Source organism: Janthinobacterium sp. GMG2 (assembly GCF_033949445.1).
GTDB lineage: Bacteria > Pseudomonadota > Gammaproteobacteria > Burkholderiales > Burkholderiaceae_D > Janthinobacterium > Janthinobacterium aestuarii.
Map to the genome: position 1 here is coordinate 943,075 of NZ_JAXAWA010000001.1, position 16,209 is coordinate 959,283.

Below are 16,209 nucleotides of genomic sequence, written 5' to 3' on the forward strand. Positions count from 1 at the left end.
TGTCTCGGGTTTTAATCCAGCGACCAAACGTATTGCATTTGCTGCCAGCCTTGTTCCGGCTTGCCGTCAACTGTTGCCGGCTTAAATGTACAGCGGCTGATACCTTGCACCGCGGCTTTGTCCAGGTCTCTGAAGCCGCTGGACTTCACGATCTTCGAATCAGCGACCTTGCCGTCTACACCGATCAGGAACGACAGTGTCACCACACCGGTTTCCTCATTGCGCTGCGACGACTTTGGATAAGCCGGCTTTTCGCAGACACTGAAGTCAACCACGGCCGGTGTACGCACCGATTTGGCTGGTCCAGGAGTTGGCGCAGGCTGTGCAGGCGGTGCTGGCGGTGCCAATACATTCGTGGCTGGCTTCACAGCAGTCGTATTTGCAATCACGTTTTGCTGTGGTGGCGGCTGCTGCACGTTCACCTCGACTGGCGGAATGAATGGCGGCGGTGGCGCTTTCATTTCTGGCGGCGGTGGTGGCGGTGGAAGATCCTTCGGTGGAGGCGGTTTGACTTCCTCGATAATCTTGGTTTCAACCGGTTCCATCATTTTGGTGACCAACCGCTTGCCCAAGCCCGTCACGATCCCGTAAGCCGCGAGAACGTGCAGCAGGACAACGATAGTGATGCCTGTGTAGTTCTTGGGACTTTTCTCGTTCGAAAAATTCATGCCTGCTTTCTCCAAATACCATCTCTTGTCTTGCAACTGAACCCCAAAATGACGACACAAAGCTCCAGCCGTATCCGGGACGTCGCCGAATTATACATACGAATTCTTTATTTTACACAGATTTTTAACGCCTAAAACCGGTTAAATTTTCGGCGCTTTTGCGCCCTGAAAACGTACTTGCTTATGTCATCTTTGCACGCTTTCGGACAGAAAAAAAGGCGGTCTTATCGGTTTTTTACAGCCGTTTTGGGCTACCACTGCTAAGTTCTCCGATGTGCCCATATGGCGGAATTATATTTCGTGATATTCAATATGGAAACTGCTAAATTTGGAGGAAAATCTTTCCTTTTGGAAATGTTTTACCTCGGAACCAGACCACTTAGCGGCACGCGCGCACCAAACGGGTGCGGAAGCCACTTCACCCAGGTCAAAAAAGGCGGTCCTGGCGGCCCATTTGAGGCCGCCAGGCCATACTGAATTCCTATGTAGGCATAGGAAACGCTTATATTCTTGCCATTGATTATTATCAACAAATCATTTCATGGCCGGACAACGGGGTCGTCGCGCCGGTTGCGTTTTTCCCGTCGGCAATTCAGGGTGCCCAGGACGACGCCCTGCGGGTCGACCGTATCGAGGTGCACATCGAAGCCCCACAGCCGCGCCACGTGCTTGAGCACCTCGGCCGCCTGCTGGTTCAGCGGGCGGCGCTGGAATTGCGTGTGGCGCAGGGTCAAGGCGCGGTCGTCGCGCGTATTGACGGACCAGACCTGGATGTTCGGCTCGCGGTTGCCCAGGTTGTACTGCTCGGCCAGCTGCTGGCGCACGTAGCGGTAGCCGGCATCGTCGTGGATGGCGGAAATGGCCAGCTTTTCATTCTTGTCGTCGTCGAGCACGGCAAAGAAATGGAATTCGCGGATCAGCCGCGGCGACAGATACTGGGCGATGAAGCTTTCATCCTTGAAATTGCGCATCGCAAAGTCCAGGCTCTTGCGCCAGTCGCTGCCGGCCATGTCGGGGAACCAGGCGCGGTCTTCGTCCGTCGGGTGCTCGCAGATGCGGCGGATGTCGCTCATCATGGCAAAACCCAGCGCATACGGGTTGATGCCGCTGTAATAGGGGCTGTCGATGGGCGGCTGGTAGACGACGTTGGTATGGCTTTTGAGGAATTCCATCATGAAGCCGTCGCCCACCACGCCTTCGTCGTAGAGCTGGTTCAATATCGTGTAGTGCCAGAAGGTGGCCCAGCCTTCGTTCATGACCTGGGTTTGGCGCTGCGGATAGAAATACTGGGAAATCTTGCGCACGATGCGCACCATCTCGCGCTGCCACGGTTCCAGCAGCGGCGCGTACTTCTCGATGAAGTACAGCAGGTTTTCCTCGGGTTCGGGCGGAAAGCGGGGGGCGGCCTTACGCTGGTCGTCCTCCTCCTCGTCTTCGTCGCGCCGGGGCAGGGTGCGCCACAGCTGGTTGATCTGCGACTGCACATAGGCTTCGCGCTCTTTCTGGCGCGCATATTCCTTCGCCATCGACAGTTTCGCCGGGCGCTTGTAGCGGTCCACGCCATAGTTCTGGATGGCGTGGCACGAATCGAGCAGCAGTTCCACGGCGTCGACGCCATGGCGCTGTTCGCATTCGGCGATGTAATTCTTGGCAAACACCATATAGTCGATGATGGCGTCTGCATCCGTCCAGGCGCGGAACAGGTAATTGCCCTTGAAGAAGGAATTGTGCCCGTACGCTGCATGCGCGATCACCAGCGATTGCATTGTCAGGCTGTTTTCCTCCATTAAATAGGCGATGCACGGGTTCGAGTTGATGACGATCTCGTAGGCCAGGCCCATCTGGCCCCGCTTGTAGCTTTTCTCGGTGGACAGAAAATGCTTGCCGAACGACCAATGGTTGTACGAGACGGGCATGCCTACCGACGTGTAGGCATCCATCATCTGCTCGGCCGTGATGATTTCCAGCTGGTTCGGATAGGTGTCGAGGCCAAACTGTTTCGCGACGCGGCGGATTTCCTCGTGGATTTGCTCGATCAGCTCGAACGTCCATTCCGACTGCTCGGGCAGGGCGTTCGGGTGGCGCAGGCGCACGAACGGTTCGCCCGGAGTATTGCTGGCGCGGTCAAAGGCTGCACTCATCATTTCACCTGTTTCTTGAACAGTTCGCGGAAGACCGGGTAGATATCGGCCGGCGTGACGATCTTTTGCATGGCGAAATGGGCGTGATGGTCGAGCACGCCCGCATATTGCTCCCACAGGTTTTGCTGCGGGCCATCGGTGATCTCGACATAGGTGTAGTACTGCACCTTGGGCATGATGGTATTGATCAGCAACTGGCGGCACAGCATGGAATCGTTGTCCCAGTTGTCGCCGTCGGACGCCTGCGCTACATAGCTGTTCCATTGTCCGGCGCCATAGCGTTCGTCGATGATGGTATTGAGCAAGTGCAGCGCGGAGGACACGACGGTGCCGCCCGATTCGCGCGAATTGAAGAATTCATGCTCGTCCACTTCGGCCGCCGCCGTATGGTGGCGGATGAAGACCACCTCGATCTTGTCGTAGACGCGCTTGAGGAACAGATACAAGAGGATGAAGAAGCGCTTGGCCGTGTCCTTGCGCGACTCGTCCATGGAGCCGGAGACGTCCATGATGCAGAACATGACGGCTTGCGTCATCGGCTTCGGTACCTTGATGCGGTTGCTGTAGCGCAAGTCGAACGGGTCGATGAAGGGAATCGCCAGCAATCGCGTGTGCAGGTGGTGGATCAGGCGGCGCAGTTCCGTGACGAGCGGGTCGCTGTCGGGCGCCCCTTCGTGCAGCAGTGTTGCCAGGTCTTCCTCGGCCTGCGCCAGCTGCTTGCGGGCGCCACCGCCGACGGCGATGCGCCGGCCCAGCGCGCCGCGCAAGGAACGCAGCACGTGGATGTTCGATGGCGTGCCCGACATATTGTAGCCGGCGCGCTGGTTCTTGAATTCCGTGGTGGCCGTCAGCTGGGTTTTCACCATGTGCGGCAATTCCAGGTCTTCGAAGAAATAATTCATGAATTCTTCGCGCGACAACTCAAAGATGAAATCGTCTTCCGTCGTCTCGTCGCTATTGCCCGCCTTGCCCCGCCCGCTACCGCCGCCGCCTTTCGGCCGGGCGATCTGGTCGCCTTTCAGGTATTCCTTGTTGCCGGGATTGACCACTTCCCATACGCCGCCATGCGCGTGGCCAAACGACGGTTCGCCCACGTCCTTGACGGGGATGCTGACCTTCTCGCCATTCTCGACGTCCGTGATCGAGCGCCCCTTGATGGCGCGCCCCACGGCATCCTTGATCTGGCCCTTGTAACGCCGCAGGAAACGCTCGCGGTTGACGGCGGATTTATTCTTGCTTTGCAAGCGCCTGTCGATAAGGTATGTCAAAGGGTGCCTCCTTGCCTCTCGTCTTGCGCGCCCCGCCGGTCGTCAGGCGGGAGCGCGCCTCCGCTGTCCGCGCTATGACGACTTGCGTACGCGCAAGTACCATTCGCATAACAGGCGTACCTGCTTGGCCGTATAGCCTTTTTCCACCATGCGGGCCACGAAGTCGGCGTGCTTGTTGGCATCGTCGGCGCTGGCCTTGGCATTGAAGGAAATCACGGGCAGCAATTCCTCCGTATTCGAAAACATTTTCTTTTCTATCACGGTGCGGAACTTTTCATAACTGGTCCAGGCGGGATTCTTGCCACCGTTCGAAGCCCGGGCGCGCAAGCCGAAGTTCACGATTTCGTTGCGGAAATCCTTCGGATTGGAAATGCCCGCCGGTTTCTCGATCTTTTCCAGTTCATTGTTCAGCGACTCGCGGTCAAAACTTTCGCCCGTGTCCGGATCGCGGTATTCCTGGTCCTGTATCCAGAAATCGGCGAACGTCACGTAGCGGTCGAAGATATTCTGCCCGTATTCCGAATAGCTTTCCAGGTACGCCGTCTGGATCTCCTTGCCGATGAATTCCACATAGCGCTGCGCCAGATGCTCTTTAATATACGAGAAGTAGCGTTGCTCGAGTTCCGGCGCGAACTGCTCGCGCTCGACCTGCTGTTCCAGTACATATAATAGATGCACGGGATTGGCGGCCACTTCGGAATTGTCAAAGTTGAACACCTTAGACAGGATCTTGAAGGCAAAGCGCGTCGACAGACCGTTCATGCCCTCGTCCACGCCCGCGTAATCGACGTATTCGTGCATGGACTTGGCTTTCGGGTCCGTATCCTTGAGGTTTTCGCCATCGTAGACGAGCATCTTCGAAAAGATGCTCGAGTTTTCCGGGTCCTTCAAGCGCGACAGGATGGCGAACTGCGCCATCATGCGCAGGGTGCCGGGCGCGCACGGCGCCTTGACGAGCGAAGAATTGGCCACCAGTTTGTCGTAGATCTTGATTTCATCGGACACGCGCAGGCAATACGGCACCTTGACTATATAGATACGGTCAAGAAACGCCTCGTTGTTGCGGTTGTTCTTGAACGTCTTCCATTCCGACTCGTTCGAGTGGGCGAGGATGATGCCGTCAAACGGAATCGCGCCAAAGCCTTCCGTGCCCTTGTAGTTGCCTTCCTGCGTGGCCGTCAGCAAGGGGTGCAAGACCTTGATCGGCGCCTTGAACATTTCCACGAATTCCATCAAGCCCTGGTTGGCCAGGCACAGGCCGCCCGAATAGCTGTAGGCGTCCGGGTCGTCCTGGGCATAGTCTTCCAGCTTGCGGATGTCGACCTTGCCCACCAGCGAGGAAATATCCTGATTGTTCTCGTCGCCCGGCTCCGTTTTCGAGATGGCGATCTGTTTCAGCACGGAAGGATAGCGCTTGACGACGCGGAACTGGTTGATATCGCCATTGTATTCATGCAGGCGTTTCACGGCCCACGGGCTGGGGATGTTGCGCAGGTAGCGGCGCGGGATGCCGTAATCCTCTTCCAGGATGGTGCCGTCCTCTTCCTCGTTGAACAGGCCCAGCGGCGATTCGTTGACGGGCGAGCCTTTCAGGCAATAGAAGGGCACGTGTTCCATCAGCGACTTGAGTTTTTCCGCGATGGATGACTTGCCGCCGCCGACAGGCCCCAGCAAGTACAGGATCTGCTTGCGTTCTTCCAGGCCTTGCGCCGCGTGGCGGAAATACGAGACGACTTGCTCGATCACTTCCTCGGTGCCGTAGAACTCGCGGAAGGCGGGATAGATCTTGATCACCTTGTTGGCGAAGATGCGCGACAAGCGCGTGTCGTTGCGCGTGTCGACCAGCTGCGGCTCGCCGATGGCGGCCAGCATGCGTTCGGGCGCGCTGGCATACGTCAGCTTGTCCTTCTTGCACAGGGCCAGGTATTCGGTGAGCGACATTTCCTCTTCGCGGGTGCGCTCGTAGCGTGCTGCATAGTTATCAAAAATGGTCATGTCAATGTCCTTTAATGTAAACCTGAACTGCCAGTCACCATGGCCGCCCGCCTGGCACTCGCCTGGGCTTGCCGTCTGAATTTTTTCTGTACCCCGTACCGATTTTTATTGTTGTTTCAAGCCCGGCTGTCTTTGCGAGTCCGGATTGCCCGGACCAAAAAACTGGCGCTTGATGCCGTGTGCTGACGTGGCCAGCCGGCTTATTTTTTCACTGTTGATAGCGCTTGTTGCACTTACCTTTACCCCATGAAATTAATTATTGCTCTAAAGGATCAGGAAGTCAAAAGATATGTCAGCATATCCTTAATACTTGTTTGTAAATTGTTGATTTAATTGGATAAATCATCAAATTTTTCCTCAATTTCAATGAACCTTTGTAGGCCTTTTAAACCATCATACGACAATTCGCCAGCGCGTGCCGATGCCGGCCGTGGCGCTGCCGCAGCCGGCGCCATGGCGGCCGGTCGCCGGTGAGGCTGGCCATCTTGCGCTAAGATGCCTGCATGTCTGATGGCCCTGCGCGCCGCGCGTGCGCGAGCCAGCATTTTTATCGTCACCCTATAAGGAACACCCATGATGAACCCCCAATTGCGCGCGATCGTCCGCGGCATGCCGAAGGCCGAACTGCATATCCATATCGAAGGCTCGCTGGAGCCGGAACTGATTTTCGCACTGGCAGCGCGCAATGGCGTGCCGCTTGGCTATGAATCCGTGGAACACTTGCGCAGCGCCTATGCTTTTACGGATTTGCAGTCTTTTCTCGACATTTATTACGCTGGCGCAAGCGTGCTCTTGAAAGAGCAGGATTTCTACGACATGACGCAAGCCTACCTGCAGCGCGCCGAGGCCGATAACGTCTTGCATACTGAAATCTTCTTCGATCCGCAAACCCACACGGCGCGCGGCGTGGCCATGGCCGACGTGATCAACGGCATCCACCGCGCCTGCCAGGACAGCCCCGTCAGCGCGGCCCTGATCCTGTGCTTCCTGCGCCACCTGAGCGAGGAAGAGGCGTTCGAGACCCTGGAAGACGCCTTGCCGTACCGCGACAAATTCATCGGCATCGGCCTCGACTCGTCGGAAGTGGGCAACCCGCCCGAGAAATTCTCGCGCGTATTCGCCCGTTGCCGCGAGCTGGGCCTGCACCTGGTGGCCCACGCGGGCGAGGAAGGTCCGCCAGCCTACATCCGCACGGCGCTCGACGACTTGCAGGTCGAACGCATCGACCATGGCGTGCGCTGCCTGGAAGACGCGGAACTGACGGCCCGTTTGGCGCGCGAACAGATCGCCCTGACCGTCTGCCCGCTGTCGAACACCAAGCTGCGCGTGTTCGACCAGATGCATGACCATAACCTGGTGCAACTGCTCGACGCCGGCCTGCTGGTGACGGTGAACTCGGACGATCCCGCGTATTTCGGCGGCTACATGAACGACAATTTCGACGCCATCTTCGACGCGCTGCCACTGGGCCTGTCCCACGCGCATCGCCTGGCGCGCAACGGTTTCATCGCCGCCTTCCTGCCGCAGGCACAGAAAGACGCCTTCCTCGCCACCGTCGATGCGTATTTCGCCCAGCACGCGGCTGCCCACGGCATCGCGCAATAACGCATCACAACCAATTCGCATAAAGACCCGCCGCCCATGTTCCGCCTCTCCCTGAAAATGACCGGCCGCGACTGGCGCGCCGGGCAACTGCGTTTCCTGCTCGTCGCGCTGATCGTCGCCGTGGCGGCCCTGTCGGCCGTCGGCTTCTTCGTCGACCGCCTGCGCGCGGGCCTGAACCGCGACGCGCACCAGCTGCTGGGGGCCGATCTCGTCATCAACGCCGACCAGCCCGTCAATGCGGCCTGGCGCGCCGAAGCGCTCGAGCGCGGCTTCATCCTGGCCGATACGGTGACGTTTCCCAGCATGGCGCAGGCGGGCGAGGGCGAGCAGTCGCTGTCGCAGCTGGCGTCCATCAAGGCCGTCTCGCCCGGCTACCCGCAGCGGGGCAAGCTGAAAATCACGACCAAACTGAGCGAAGCGCAGGATGCCGTGGGACGACCCACGGACCAGGTGCCGGCGCCCGGCACCCTGTGGGTCGATGCGGCGATTCTGTCCAGCCTGAATGCCAAGCTGGGCGACACCCTGACCCTCGGTGACAAGGCATTTACGGTCACGCAACTGATCGCCAGCGAACCGGACCGCGGCGCGTCCTTCTTGAACTTCGCCCCGAGAGTCATGCTGCCCCTGGGCGACCTGGCCGCCACGGCGCTGGTGCAGAACGGCTCGCGCGTGTCGTACCGGCTGCTGCTGTCGGCGCCACCGGCCAAGGCCGCCGAGCTTGCGCAATATCAAGCCAGGCTGGAAAGCCAGATCAAGACGCAGGCCATCAAGGGCGTGCGCATCGAATCGCTGGAATCGGGTAGCCCGCAGATGCAGTCGACCCTGGACCGCGCCGACCGTTTCCTGTCCCTCGTCGGCTTGCTGTCGGCCATGCTGGCGGCTGTCGCCGTGGCCATGGCCGCGCGCCGCTTCATGCTGCGCCACCTGGACGCGTGCGCCATGCTGCGCTGCCTGGGATTGACGCAAAACCAGGTCACGGCCATGTACGTGATTGAATTCCTGCTCGTCGGCCTGGCCGGCAGCGTCGTCGGCGTGATAGTGGGTTTCGGCGGCCACCTGGTGCTGCTGGAGTTATTGGGAAAACTGGTGCAGAACGACTTGCCGCCCGTGTCCATGCTGCCCGCGCTGCAAGGCGTGGCCACCGGCATGCTGCTCTTGCTGGGTTTTGCCCTGCCGCCGATTTTGCAGTTGCGCAATGTCCCGCACAACCGCGTGATCCGCCGCGAGCAGGAGCCGCCGCAGGCGCTGGCCGTGGCCACGTATGGCCTGGGCATCGCCGCCTTCGTCGTGCTGCTGTTGTGGCAGGCGGGCGACGTGAAACTGGCGCTGCTGACGGCGGCCGGTTTCCTCGGCGGCTTCGCCCTGTTCGCGCTGGCCGGCTGGCTGGGCATCAAGTCGCTGAAAACCCTGCGCGGCGTTTTCAACCACCAGGGCTGGCGCTTTGCCGTCACGTCCTTGCAGCGCCGCCCGGGCGCCACCGTCATCCAGGTGGTGTCGCTGGCCCTGGGCTTGATGGCCTTGCTGCTGCTGACGGTGGTGCGCGGCGACCTGATGGTGGCCTGGCGTAATGCCACGCCGCCGGACGCGCCGAACCGTTTCATGATCAATATCCTGCCCGAACAGAAAGAGCCGATCGCCGCGCGCCTGTCGCAAGCGGGCGTGGCCAACGCGCCTTTGTATCCGATGATACGCGGGCGCCTGGTGGCCGTGAACGGCAACGCCATCACGGAAACCACGTACGAGGATGACCGCGCCAAGGGCCTGGCCGACCGCGAATTCAATCTGTCGACGATGGCCACGATGCAGGAAGAAAACAAACTGGTGGCCGGCAAGTGGTTCGCCAATACGGCAGGCGCGCCTGCCGAAGCGTCGGTGGAAGAGGGTATCGCCAAGACCCTGAAGCTGAAACTGGGCGACAAGCTGCGCTTCGACATCGCCGGCCAGCCTGTGGAAGCGGCCATCACGAGTTTGCGCAAGCTGGAATGGGGCTCGATGCGCGTCAATTTCTTCGTCATCATCAACCCGGCGGCCATGGCGGACACGCCGCAGACGTGGATCACGGCGTTTCACCTGCCGCCCGCGCAGGCGGACCTGGGGAATGCTCTGCTGCGCGACTACCCGAACCTGACGGTGGTCGACGTGGGCGGCGTGCTCAAACAGATTCAGGGCGTGCTGGACCAAGTGGTCACGGCCGTCGAATTCCTCTTCGCCTTCACGCTGGCGTCGGGCTTGCTGGTGCTGTATGCGGCCCTGATGGGTTCGCAGGACGAGCGCACGCGCGAAGCGGGCTTGCTGCGCGCCTTGGGCGCCACGCGGCGCCAGCTGGCGCAGGCGCAGCTGATCGAGTTTTCCCTCGTCGGCGCGCTGGCCGGCTTGCTGGCGGCATCGGGCGCGGCCGCCATGGGCTGGGCCCTGGCCACGTACCAGTTCAAGTTCGCCTGGAGCTTCGCGCCCGGCGTGTGGGCGTTCGGCCTGCTGGCCGGCGCCCTGTGCGCGATCGCCGGCGGCTGGCTGGGCTTGCGCAATGTGCTCAAACATCCGCCGCTGCAGACCCTGCGCGAAGGCTAGTCCTAAGCGCTGACGCTGTCGCCCGCGCCCGCGCGCAAAAATTGCGAGTAGGACATGACTGCTTGCCCCAGCTGGTGCGCCGGCACGTCGAACAGGGCCCAGAAATACGTCACGCGGCCCAGGCAGATGGTGGGCGCGGCGCAGTAGCGGAACCAGTTTTCGCCGATCTGCGCCGCGTACATGCCGTCGCTGTCGGCGTCGGAGAAATACGGGATCACGCGCATTTCCAGCAGCGCCAGCAGCAATGACTCGGGCGCGTCGCTGTCGCGCGCCATTTCATATTGCGTGTGCAGGCTGCGTTCCGTCTCGATGATCATCAGCTTGGCGTGGCCGTCGTGCGTGAAGAACAGGATGCCGCTGGGATTGGGGAAAATATAGTATTCGACAAAGCCATGGCGCTGGCACAGCTCGTGCACGACGGCGGCCAGCGCCTCGTCTTGCAGGAAAGTGTAATCGTGCAGCATCAGCAAGTCGCGCACGGTCTCCGTTTGCTGCAGGAAGAATTCGCGCTGCAAGGCCACGATTTCCTGTTCCAGGATGTCGAGCGCATCGTCGTCGCTTTTCTTGATGTAGCGGTCAATCAAGCCCCGGTTGAAGGCCGTCACGGCCACTTTTTCATCGGCCGCCCCCGTAAATAAAATCTTCTTGCACGGCAGATCGCGCACGGCCTCGCAAAATTCCAGGCCATTCATCTGCGGCATCGAATAATCGACCACCAGCACGGAGGGCACGGCAAAGCGCTGCGCCTGGCCGCTGATGCGCCAGATGCGTTCGATATCGAGCGCCACGTTGCATTGGTCGGGCGGCAGGTTTTGCGTGTCGAAGTTCACGTGCAGCGGCGTTTCGCCCGGTTGCGCACTCTGGCGCAGCCAGTGCAGGGCGCTGCTGGTGTCGTGAAAAGTCTTGCGCGCCAGGCCGGGATCGAGCTGGAACGCCAGGCTTTTCAGGAAGGAATCGCTGTCGTCGATCAGTACGGTCAGGGTCGGATGGGTGTAGACGGGCAGTTGCATGCGTCACCTCGCGCGGTGGATGGATGGAAAACGGTTGTGCGTGGGCACGGGCAGGGGCTGGGGAAATTCCAGCACGAAGATGGCGTAGGCGCCTTCGCGCGCGACGCAGCGGATGCGCGCCTGCCAGGCTTGCATGATTTGCCGGCACAGGGCCAGGCCGATGCCGCTGCCGTTGTGCGAGGGATAGGAATAGAAGCGGTCGAAGATCAGCGGCAGGCGGCTGGTGGCGATGCCGCAGCCCGTGTCGATGAACAGCAGGCGCGGCACGGGATGGGCGCCATCGATGATGATGCGCACGCGGCCCTTGCCCGCGCGGTGGATGCTTTTCAAGGCATTGCGCAGCAGGTTGAGCAGGATCACCACGCACAGTTCCGACTGGCCGGGAAACGTGAAATCGGCGCGCACGTCGACCTTGACGATGTCGCGCTGGGCCGTGCTGGTAAACGGATAGCGGCGCAGCACGGCCGCCACGCTGTCGTGCATGGCCACCGCTTCATTCGCTTCGAGCTTGCGGTTGACGGCGCTGGCACTGAGCAGGAACAGATCGATCATGTGGTGCATATGGCGCACTTCGAACTGGATGCGCGCCAGCGCTTCCAGGCTGGCCGCGTCAGGTGGCTGGTCTTGCATGTTTTGCTGTAGCCCGCGCTGCAGTCCGCGCACGTTCGCCTCGACGCTGACGAGGGGCGTGCGCAATTCGTGCGCCACGCTGCCCAGGCCAGCCGCCAGCCCGGCCAGTTTCTCTTGCGCGCCCACGTTGCGCCCCACCTTGACCACGGACAGCACTGCAATCGTGAACCAGTGCACGGGCAATTGCTGCAAGACGTCGCCGCTGAGCAGGAAGGCGGGATCGCCGGCCACGGCAAACGCCAGGCAGGCCAGCAGGGTGCCGCTCAGGTAGGCGAGTATGGCGATACGCGTATCGAAGTGAAACAGCACGACCAGCGCCACCAGTAGCGAATGCACCCACATGGTCGAGGCATGGTTCATCAGGAACATGTACGTGAAGAAAAATGGCAGTTCGAAGGTCAGCCCCAGGAACAGGTAGACGCTGAACCAGGTATTGCTGAAGCGGTCGGGCCATAGCGCGGGCAGGAACAGCAGCGCCGCCACGATGCGCAGCAGCGGTGATTCATATTCCTGCGGGAAAAAATAATGCCACAGCGCGTAGTACAGGGGCATGCCCAGCGCACCGATGAGCGCCAGCTTACGCACCTGTGCGCGCCGCACAGGCGTATGTTCGATGGCGTCGTGGAAATGCAGGAAAGGCTGGAGCAGCTTGCCTTGCCATCGTTTTCCGGAAGGGGACTGCGCATGCTTCATGATCAGGGGGCGCGTTCGTTGAGGCGTGTCAATGCAACATGATCGGCGGGTTCCCTCTGTATCAGCAGGATATCGGCATAACTGTTGAGCTGTATCAAACTCTTGCCCGATGGCTCGCGCATGTTGGATGCGGTAGTTCCCTCGCAACCAATCAGGAGTTCCTATGTTAAACGCCATTTCCCCCCTGTCGTCCCGCGCCATCCACGCCGAACAACGGATGCCCGCCTTCGTGCGTGCGCGCATGGATGAACATTACGTCGAGCGCATCGAGAAGCTGCTTGGCGGCCAGCATTTGCATGAATGGCAAGCCATGCCGGCCAGTGCGGTCATGCTGGCAGGTAATGATTACCTGAACATCGCCGGCGAGGCGGCGCTGCTGGCGGCCCAGGCGCGCGTCTTGCAGGGCGGGGGCGCCATGCTGATGTCGTCCGTCTTCCTGCAGGAAGGCAGCCGCCAGCACCGGCTGGAACAAAAATTCGCGGACTATCTGGGCAGTGAAGCGTGCGTGCTGGCGCAGTCGGGCTGGGCCGCCAATGTGGGCTTGCTGCAAAGCCTGGCCGGGCCCGGCATCCCCGTGTACCTCGACATGCAGGCCCATGCTTCGCTGTGGGAAGGCGTGCAATCGGCGCAAGCCGTGCCTGTTGCTTTTCTGCACAACGATGGCACCCACCTGCAGCGCCAGATCGACAAGCATGGCCCCGGCATCATCATCGTCGATGCGCTGTACAGCACGAATGGCAGCGTGGCGCCGCTGCTGGAGATGGTGGAAATCGCCGAGCGCAGCGGCAGCATGCTGATCGTTGACGAGTCGCACTCGCTGGGCACGCACGGCCCGCAGGGCGCGGGGCTGGTGGTGGAGCTGGGCCTGGCCGAGCGCGTGCATTTCCGCACGGCGTCCTTGGCCAAGGCGTTTGCGGGCCGGGCCGGGCTGATTACCTGTTCGGCCCGTTTCAAGGGATATTTTTTGTCCGCTTCGCGGCCCGCCATCTTCAGCTCCTGCCTGCTCGAGCACGAGCTGGCGTGGTTCGATGCGGCGCTCGATTTCATCCGCGCCGCCGATGGCCGTCGCGTTGCGCTGCACCGCCACAGCGTGCAGCTGCGCCAGGGGCTGATGGATCTGGGCTACAACGTCAGCGACGGCACCGAGCAGATCATCGCGCTGGAAGCGGGCAGCGAACCCGATACCCTGATCCTGCGCAAGGCGCTGGAACGGCATGGCATCTACGGCGCCGTCTTCTGCGCGCCGGCCACGCCGAAAAACCGCTCGCTGGTGCGCCTGACCCTGAATGCGGGCTTGCGCGAGGACGAGTGCGCCAGGGTGCTGGCCGCCTGCGCCGCCATCCGCGACGAGACGGGCATGGCGCGCTGGCCATCGACGCGGCGCCTGCGCAAGCTGGCGCTGGTGTAGACCTCAGACTTGGCCGGGCTGGTTGCCGGCGATGCCGTTCAATAGCAGGGACAGGGGCGCCAGCTGTTCCGCGCTGGCATTACCCAGCAATTCCTGGCCCAGCGCCTGCGCCGTCGTATTCGCATGCGCCAGCAATTCCAGTCCCGCGGCCGTGATGGCGGCGTAGCCGACACGGGCATCGCGCGCATCGGCCTGGCGCGCCACCAGACCGATTTTCTCCAGCGGCATCAGCGAGCGCGTGATGCCGGACGCCGTCAGCGCCAGGCGCTCGGCCAGGTCGATGCGGCGCAGGCGTCCGCCAGGTGCCCGCTGCAAGTGGTACAGCAATTGATAATCGCCAAAGCTCAAGCCATGCAGATTGCCCAGGGTGCTGTCGAAGCGGCGCACGAGCATGGCCTGGGCGCGCGCCAGGCGCAGGCAAAAGTCCAGCGCGCTGCCGCCGTCCGGCGGCGGGGGAGTGAGATCGGTCATGACATCCTTTTCATTTGCTGCATGGTGCGTAGTGCGTGAGTGCGCAAGTGTAAAGCATGGCCGCTCAATAGCGTGATTGCCCCTGCTCCAGCAGCTGCGCCTGGTGCAGCGCCAGCAGGGCGTCCAGTTCTGCGTCCGCGTCGAAACCGGGATCGGCCGATGGCTTGACGGTGTCGATGATGTCGAAGCGGAAAGCCACCTCGCCATCGCGCCGCCAGTCCGCCTGCAGGCGCGCATTGCGGTGCGAGCCCAGCGCGAGCTCGAAGCGGTGGCGGTTCAGCGCGCCGGGCGCATTGCGGCTGCGTTCGAGCAGGGTGCGGCCGCTGGGCAGGTGGCGCAGCGCGATGATGCCCAGCGCGGGTGCTTGTTGCCGGTAAGCTGCTTTCAAGGCAGCTTGCTGTGTTTTATCCATGGTGAGACGTCCTCAAGCTTGGGTGATGTAATCGGTGCTTGCGATGCGCGCAATATCGGTGAGCAGGGCGGCGGCGATGGCGGCGGCCAGCAGCAGGGCGCCGCCGGCGCAGAAGAGTTCGCCCACGCTCAGGTGGCGCAGCAGCGCGCCCGTGGCCGCTGCCGACAGCGGCGCCAGTCCCAGGAAGATACCCATGAACAGCGCCATCGCCCGGCCCAGCATGGCGGGCGCCACGCGCCGCTGTATCCAGGTAAAGATGGCCACCTGCACGTAGCCGCCCAGCAATCCCGTGACGGCCAGCAAGGCCGCGCCTTGCCAGGCTGTATCGATTTGCCCCAGCGCCATCAGCAGGATGGCGACGATGGCGTCAACGGCGAGCAGGGTGGCGCCGAAGCGGCGGCGCAGCCAGGCGCCACCCAGGCTGGACGCCAGCATGCCGGCCAGGGTACCGGCGCCGTGCGCGCCCATCAGCAAACCGAGCGCCGAGGCGCCGTGCAGGCGCTCGCTGGCCAGTACGGGCAGGGCCACTTGCAGCGGACCCATGACGAAGAACGCCACCACCGCCCAGTAGGCATAGCAGCTGCGCAAGGCCATGTCGCGCCACACCATGGACAGGCCCGCCGCCATGTCGCGCCACATGCCTTGCGCCGCCGTGGCCGCTGCCAGTGGCCGCAGGCTGACTTGCCGCAAGGTCCAGGCCGAGAACAGAAACGTCAGCGCATCGATGGCAAAGGCGGCGGCCAGCGCCGCCATGCCGGTTTGCTGCCCGCCATCGCGGGCGCCGAGCACGAGCGCCGCCAGCAGCGGGCCGGCCAGCAAGGACAACTGGCGCGCGCCCATCTGCAGGCTGTTGGCCGTTTGCAGCACTTGCGGCGGCACGGCTTGCGGCAGGATGGCGGTGCCGGCGGGAATGCCGAAGGCGGAGGCGACGCCCAGCGCCAGCGCGGCCGCATACGCAAGCGCCACACTGGCCTGGTCCAGCATCAGCAGGCCGGACAGTGCCAGCAGGATGGCGGCGTTCGCATATTTGCTCAGCAGCAGCACGCGCCGGGGCGAGTAACGGTCGGCGATGGTGCCGCCCAACAAGATGAGCACGGCGCGCGGCGCGCCCATCAGGGCCACGGCGATGCCCAGGCTGAGGCTATCGTTTGTCAGGCTCAGCACCAGCCAAGGCAGGGCCAGCATGCTGAACTGGTCACCGAGCATCGACACGAGGCCGCCGCCGAGCAGCCAGCGGAAATTGGTATTGCGTAGCAAAGGAGGTTGGACGGCGGTTGACATGCTGTTTTATCTCTCGTTAAAAATTGCATGATATTTGATAAAAGCTTGATTAGTCAAGT

The 16,209-nt window shown here is 61.7% G+C and carries 12 protein-coding genes; 3 read left to right on the forward strand and 9 right to left on the reverse strand.

Translation table 11 applies throughout. The annotated features are described in order from the left end of the window. Positions 1–11: 11 nt before the first annotated feature. The 4 genes from SKZ59_RS04255 to SKZ59_RS04270 all read right to left on the reverse strand — a co-directional run bounded on the left by SKZ59_RS04255 (position 12) and on the right by SKZ59_RS04270 (position 6,072). A complete protein-coding gene (locus SKZ59_RS04255; protein ID WP_034754161.1) occupies positions 12–668 on the reverse strand; it encodes an energy transducer TonB in 657 nt (218 codons plus the stop codon). Between the two features lie 539 nt (positions 669–1,207). After that, positions 1,208–2,809 carry a SpoVR family protein gene (locus SKZ59_RS04260; RefSeq protein ID WP_072455730.1) on the reverse strand — a complete coding sequence of 534 codons (1,602 nt, stop codon included), beginning with the start codon at positions 2,807–2,809 and terminating at the stop codon, positions 1,208–1,210. After that, a complete protein-coding gene (locus SKZ59_RS04265; RefSeq protein ID WP_128142175.1) occupies positions 2,809–4,077 on the reverse strand; it encodes a YeaH/YhbH family protein in 1,269 nt (422 codons plus the stop codon). The genes SKZ59_RS04260 and SKZ59_RS04265 overlap by 1 nt, the downstream gene beginning before the upstream one ends. A 72-nt stretch (positions 4,078–4,149) precedes the next feature. Continuing rightward, complete coding sequence (locus tag SKZ59_RS04270) at positions 4,150–6,072, reverse strand: PrkA family serine protein kinase (RefSeq protein ID WP_034754154.1); 1,923 nt, start codon at positions 6,070–6,072, stop codon at positions 4,150–4,152. 573 nt (positions 6,073–6,645) lie between these two features. On the opposite strand from SKZ59_RS04270, the gene SKZ59_RS04275 reads away from it, so the two are divergent. Both SKZ59_RS04275 and SKZ59_RS04280 read left to right on the forward strand, forming a co-directional pair. Further along, positions 6,646–7,677: an adenosine deaminase gene (locus tag SKZ59_RS04275; protein WP_319990919.1), complete on the forward strand. Its 1,032-nt coding sequence runs from the start codon at positions 6,646–6,648 to the stop codon at positions 7,675–7,677. 36 nt (positions 7,678–7,713) lie between these two features. Then, entirely contained in the window at positions 7,714–10,245 is a 2,532-nt protein-coding gene (locus tag SKZ59_RS04280) for an ABC transporter permease (RefSeq protein ID WP_319990920.1), read from the forward strand. A gap of 2 nt (positions 10,246–10,247) precedes the next feature. Here SKZ59_RS04280 and SKZ59_RS04285 read toward each other — a convergent pair whose 3' ends face one another. Next, positions 10,248–11,255, reverse strand: coding sequence for a response regulator (locus SKZ59_RS04285; RefSeq protein WP_319990921.1), 1,008 nt, complete (start codon positions 11,253–11,255; stop codon positions 10,248–10,250). A 3-nt stretch (positions 11,256–11,258) separates the two neighbouring features. Continuing rightward, on the reverse strand, positions 11,259–12,578 hold the full coding sequence (locus SKZ59_RS04290) for a HAMP domain-containing sensor histidine kinase (RefSeq protein WP_319990922.1): 1,320 nt from the start codon (positions 12,576–12,578) through the stop codon (positions 11,259–11,261). Positions 12,579–12,741: 163 nt separating this feature from the next. Here SKZ59_RS04290 and cqsA point away from each other — a divergent pair, with 163 nt between their 5' ends. Next, positions 12,742–13,986 (forward strand): alpha-hydroxyketone-type quorum-sensing autoinducer synthase, encoded by a 1,245-nt coding sequence (gene cqsA / locus SKZ59_RS04295; protein ID WP_319990923.1) that lies wholly within the window; start codon positions 12,742–12,744, stop codon positions 13,984–13,986. A 3-nt stretch (positions 13,987–13,989) separates the two neighbouring features. Here the strand turns inward: cqsA and SKZ59_RS04300 are convergent, their stop codons facing one another. From SKZ59_RS04300 to SKZ59_RS04310, 3 genes are all read right to left on the reverse strand, one after another. After that, complete coding sequence (locus tag SKZ59_RS04300) at positions 13,990–14,457, reverse strand: MarR family winged helix-turn-helix transcriptional regulator (protein ID WP_319990924.1); 468 nt, start codon at positions 14,455–14,457, stop codon at positions 13,990–13,992. A 64-nt stretch (positions 14,458–14,521) separates the two neighbouring features. Continuing rightward, positions 14,522–14,869: a GIY-YIG nuclease family protein gene (locus SKZ59_RS04305; RefSeq protein ID WP_319990925.1), complete on the reverse strand. Its 348-nt coding sequence runs from the start codon at positions 14,867–14,869 to the stop codon at positions 14,522–14,524. Between the two features lie 12 nt (positions 14,870–14,881). Further along, complete coding sequence (locus SKZ59_RS04310; protein WP_319990926.1) at positions 14,882–16,150, reverse strand: MFS transporter; 1,269 nt, start codon at positions 16,148–16,150, stop codon at positions 14,882–14,884. Between the last annotated feature and the right edge of the window lie 59 nt (positions 16,151–16,209).

Bases quoted from the DNA above. Each gene is read 5' to 3' on its own strand.
- SKZ59_RS04255 (WP_034754161.1), bottom strand. From the start codon at position 668: ATGAATTTTTCGAACGAGAAAAGTCCCAAGAACTACACAGGCATCACT.
- SKZ59_RS04260 (WP_072455730.1), bottom strand. From the start codon at position 2,809: ATGAGTGCAGCCTTTGACCGCGCCAGCAATACTCCGGGCGAACCGTTC.
- SKZ59_RS04270 (WP_034754154.1), bottom strand. From the start codon at position 6,072: ATGACCATTTTTGATAACTATGCAGCACGCTACGAGCGCACCCGCGAA.
- SKZ59_RS04275 (WP_319990919.1), top strand. From the start codon at position 6,646: ATGATGAACCCCCAATTGCGCGCGATCGTCCGCGGCATGCCGAAGGCC.
- SKZ59_RS04280 (WP_319990920.1), top strand. From the start codon at position 7,714: ATGTTCCGCCTCTCCCTGAAAATGACCGGCCGCGACTGGCGCGCCGGG.
- SKZ59_RS04285 (WP_319990921.1), bottom strand. From the start codon at position 11,255: ATGCAACTGCCCGTCTACACCCATCCGACCCTGACCGTACTGATCGAC.
- SKZ59_RS04290 (WP_319990922.1), bottom strand. From the start codon at position 12,578: ATGAAGCATGCGCAGTCCCCTTCCGGAAAACGATGGCAAGGCAAGCTG.
- cqsA (WP_319990923.1), top strand. From the start codon at position 12,742: ATGTTAAACGCCATTTCCCCCCTGTCGTCCCGCGCCATCCACGCCGAA.
- SKZ59_RS04300 (WP_319990924.1), bottom strand. From the start codon at position 14,457: ATGACCGATCTCACTCCCCCGCCGCCGGACGGCGGCAGCGCGCTGGAC.
- SKZ59_RS04305 (WP_319990925.1), bottom strand. From the start codon at position 14,869: ATGGATAAAACACAGCAAGCTGCCTTGAAAGCAGCTTACCGGCAACAA.
- SKZ59_RS04310 (WP_319990926.1), bottom strand. From the start codon at position 16,150: ATGTCAACCGCCGTCCAACCTCCTTTGCTACGCAATACCAATTTCCGC.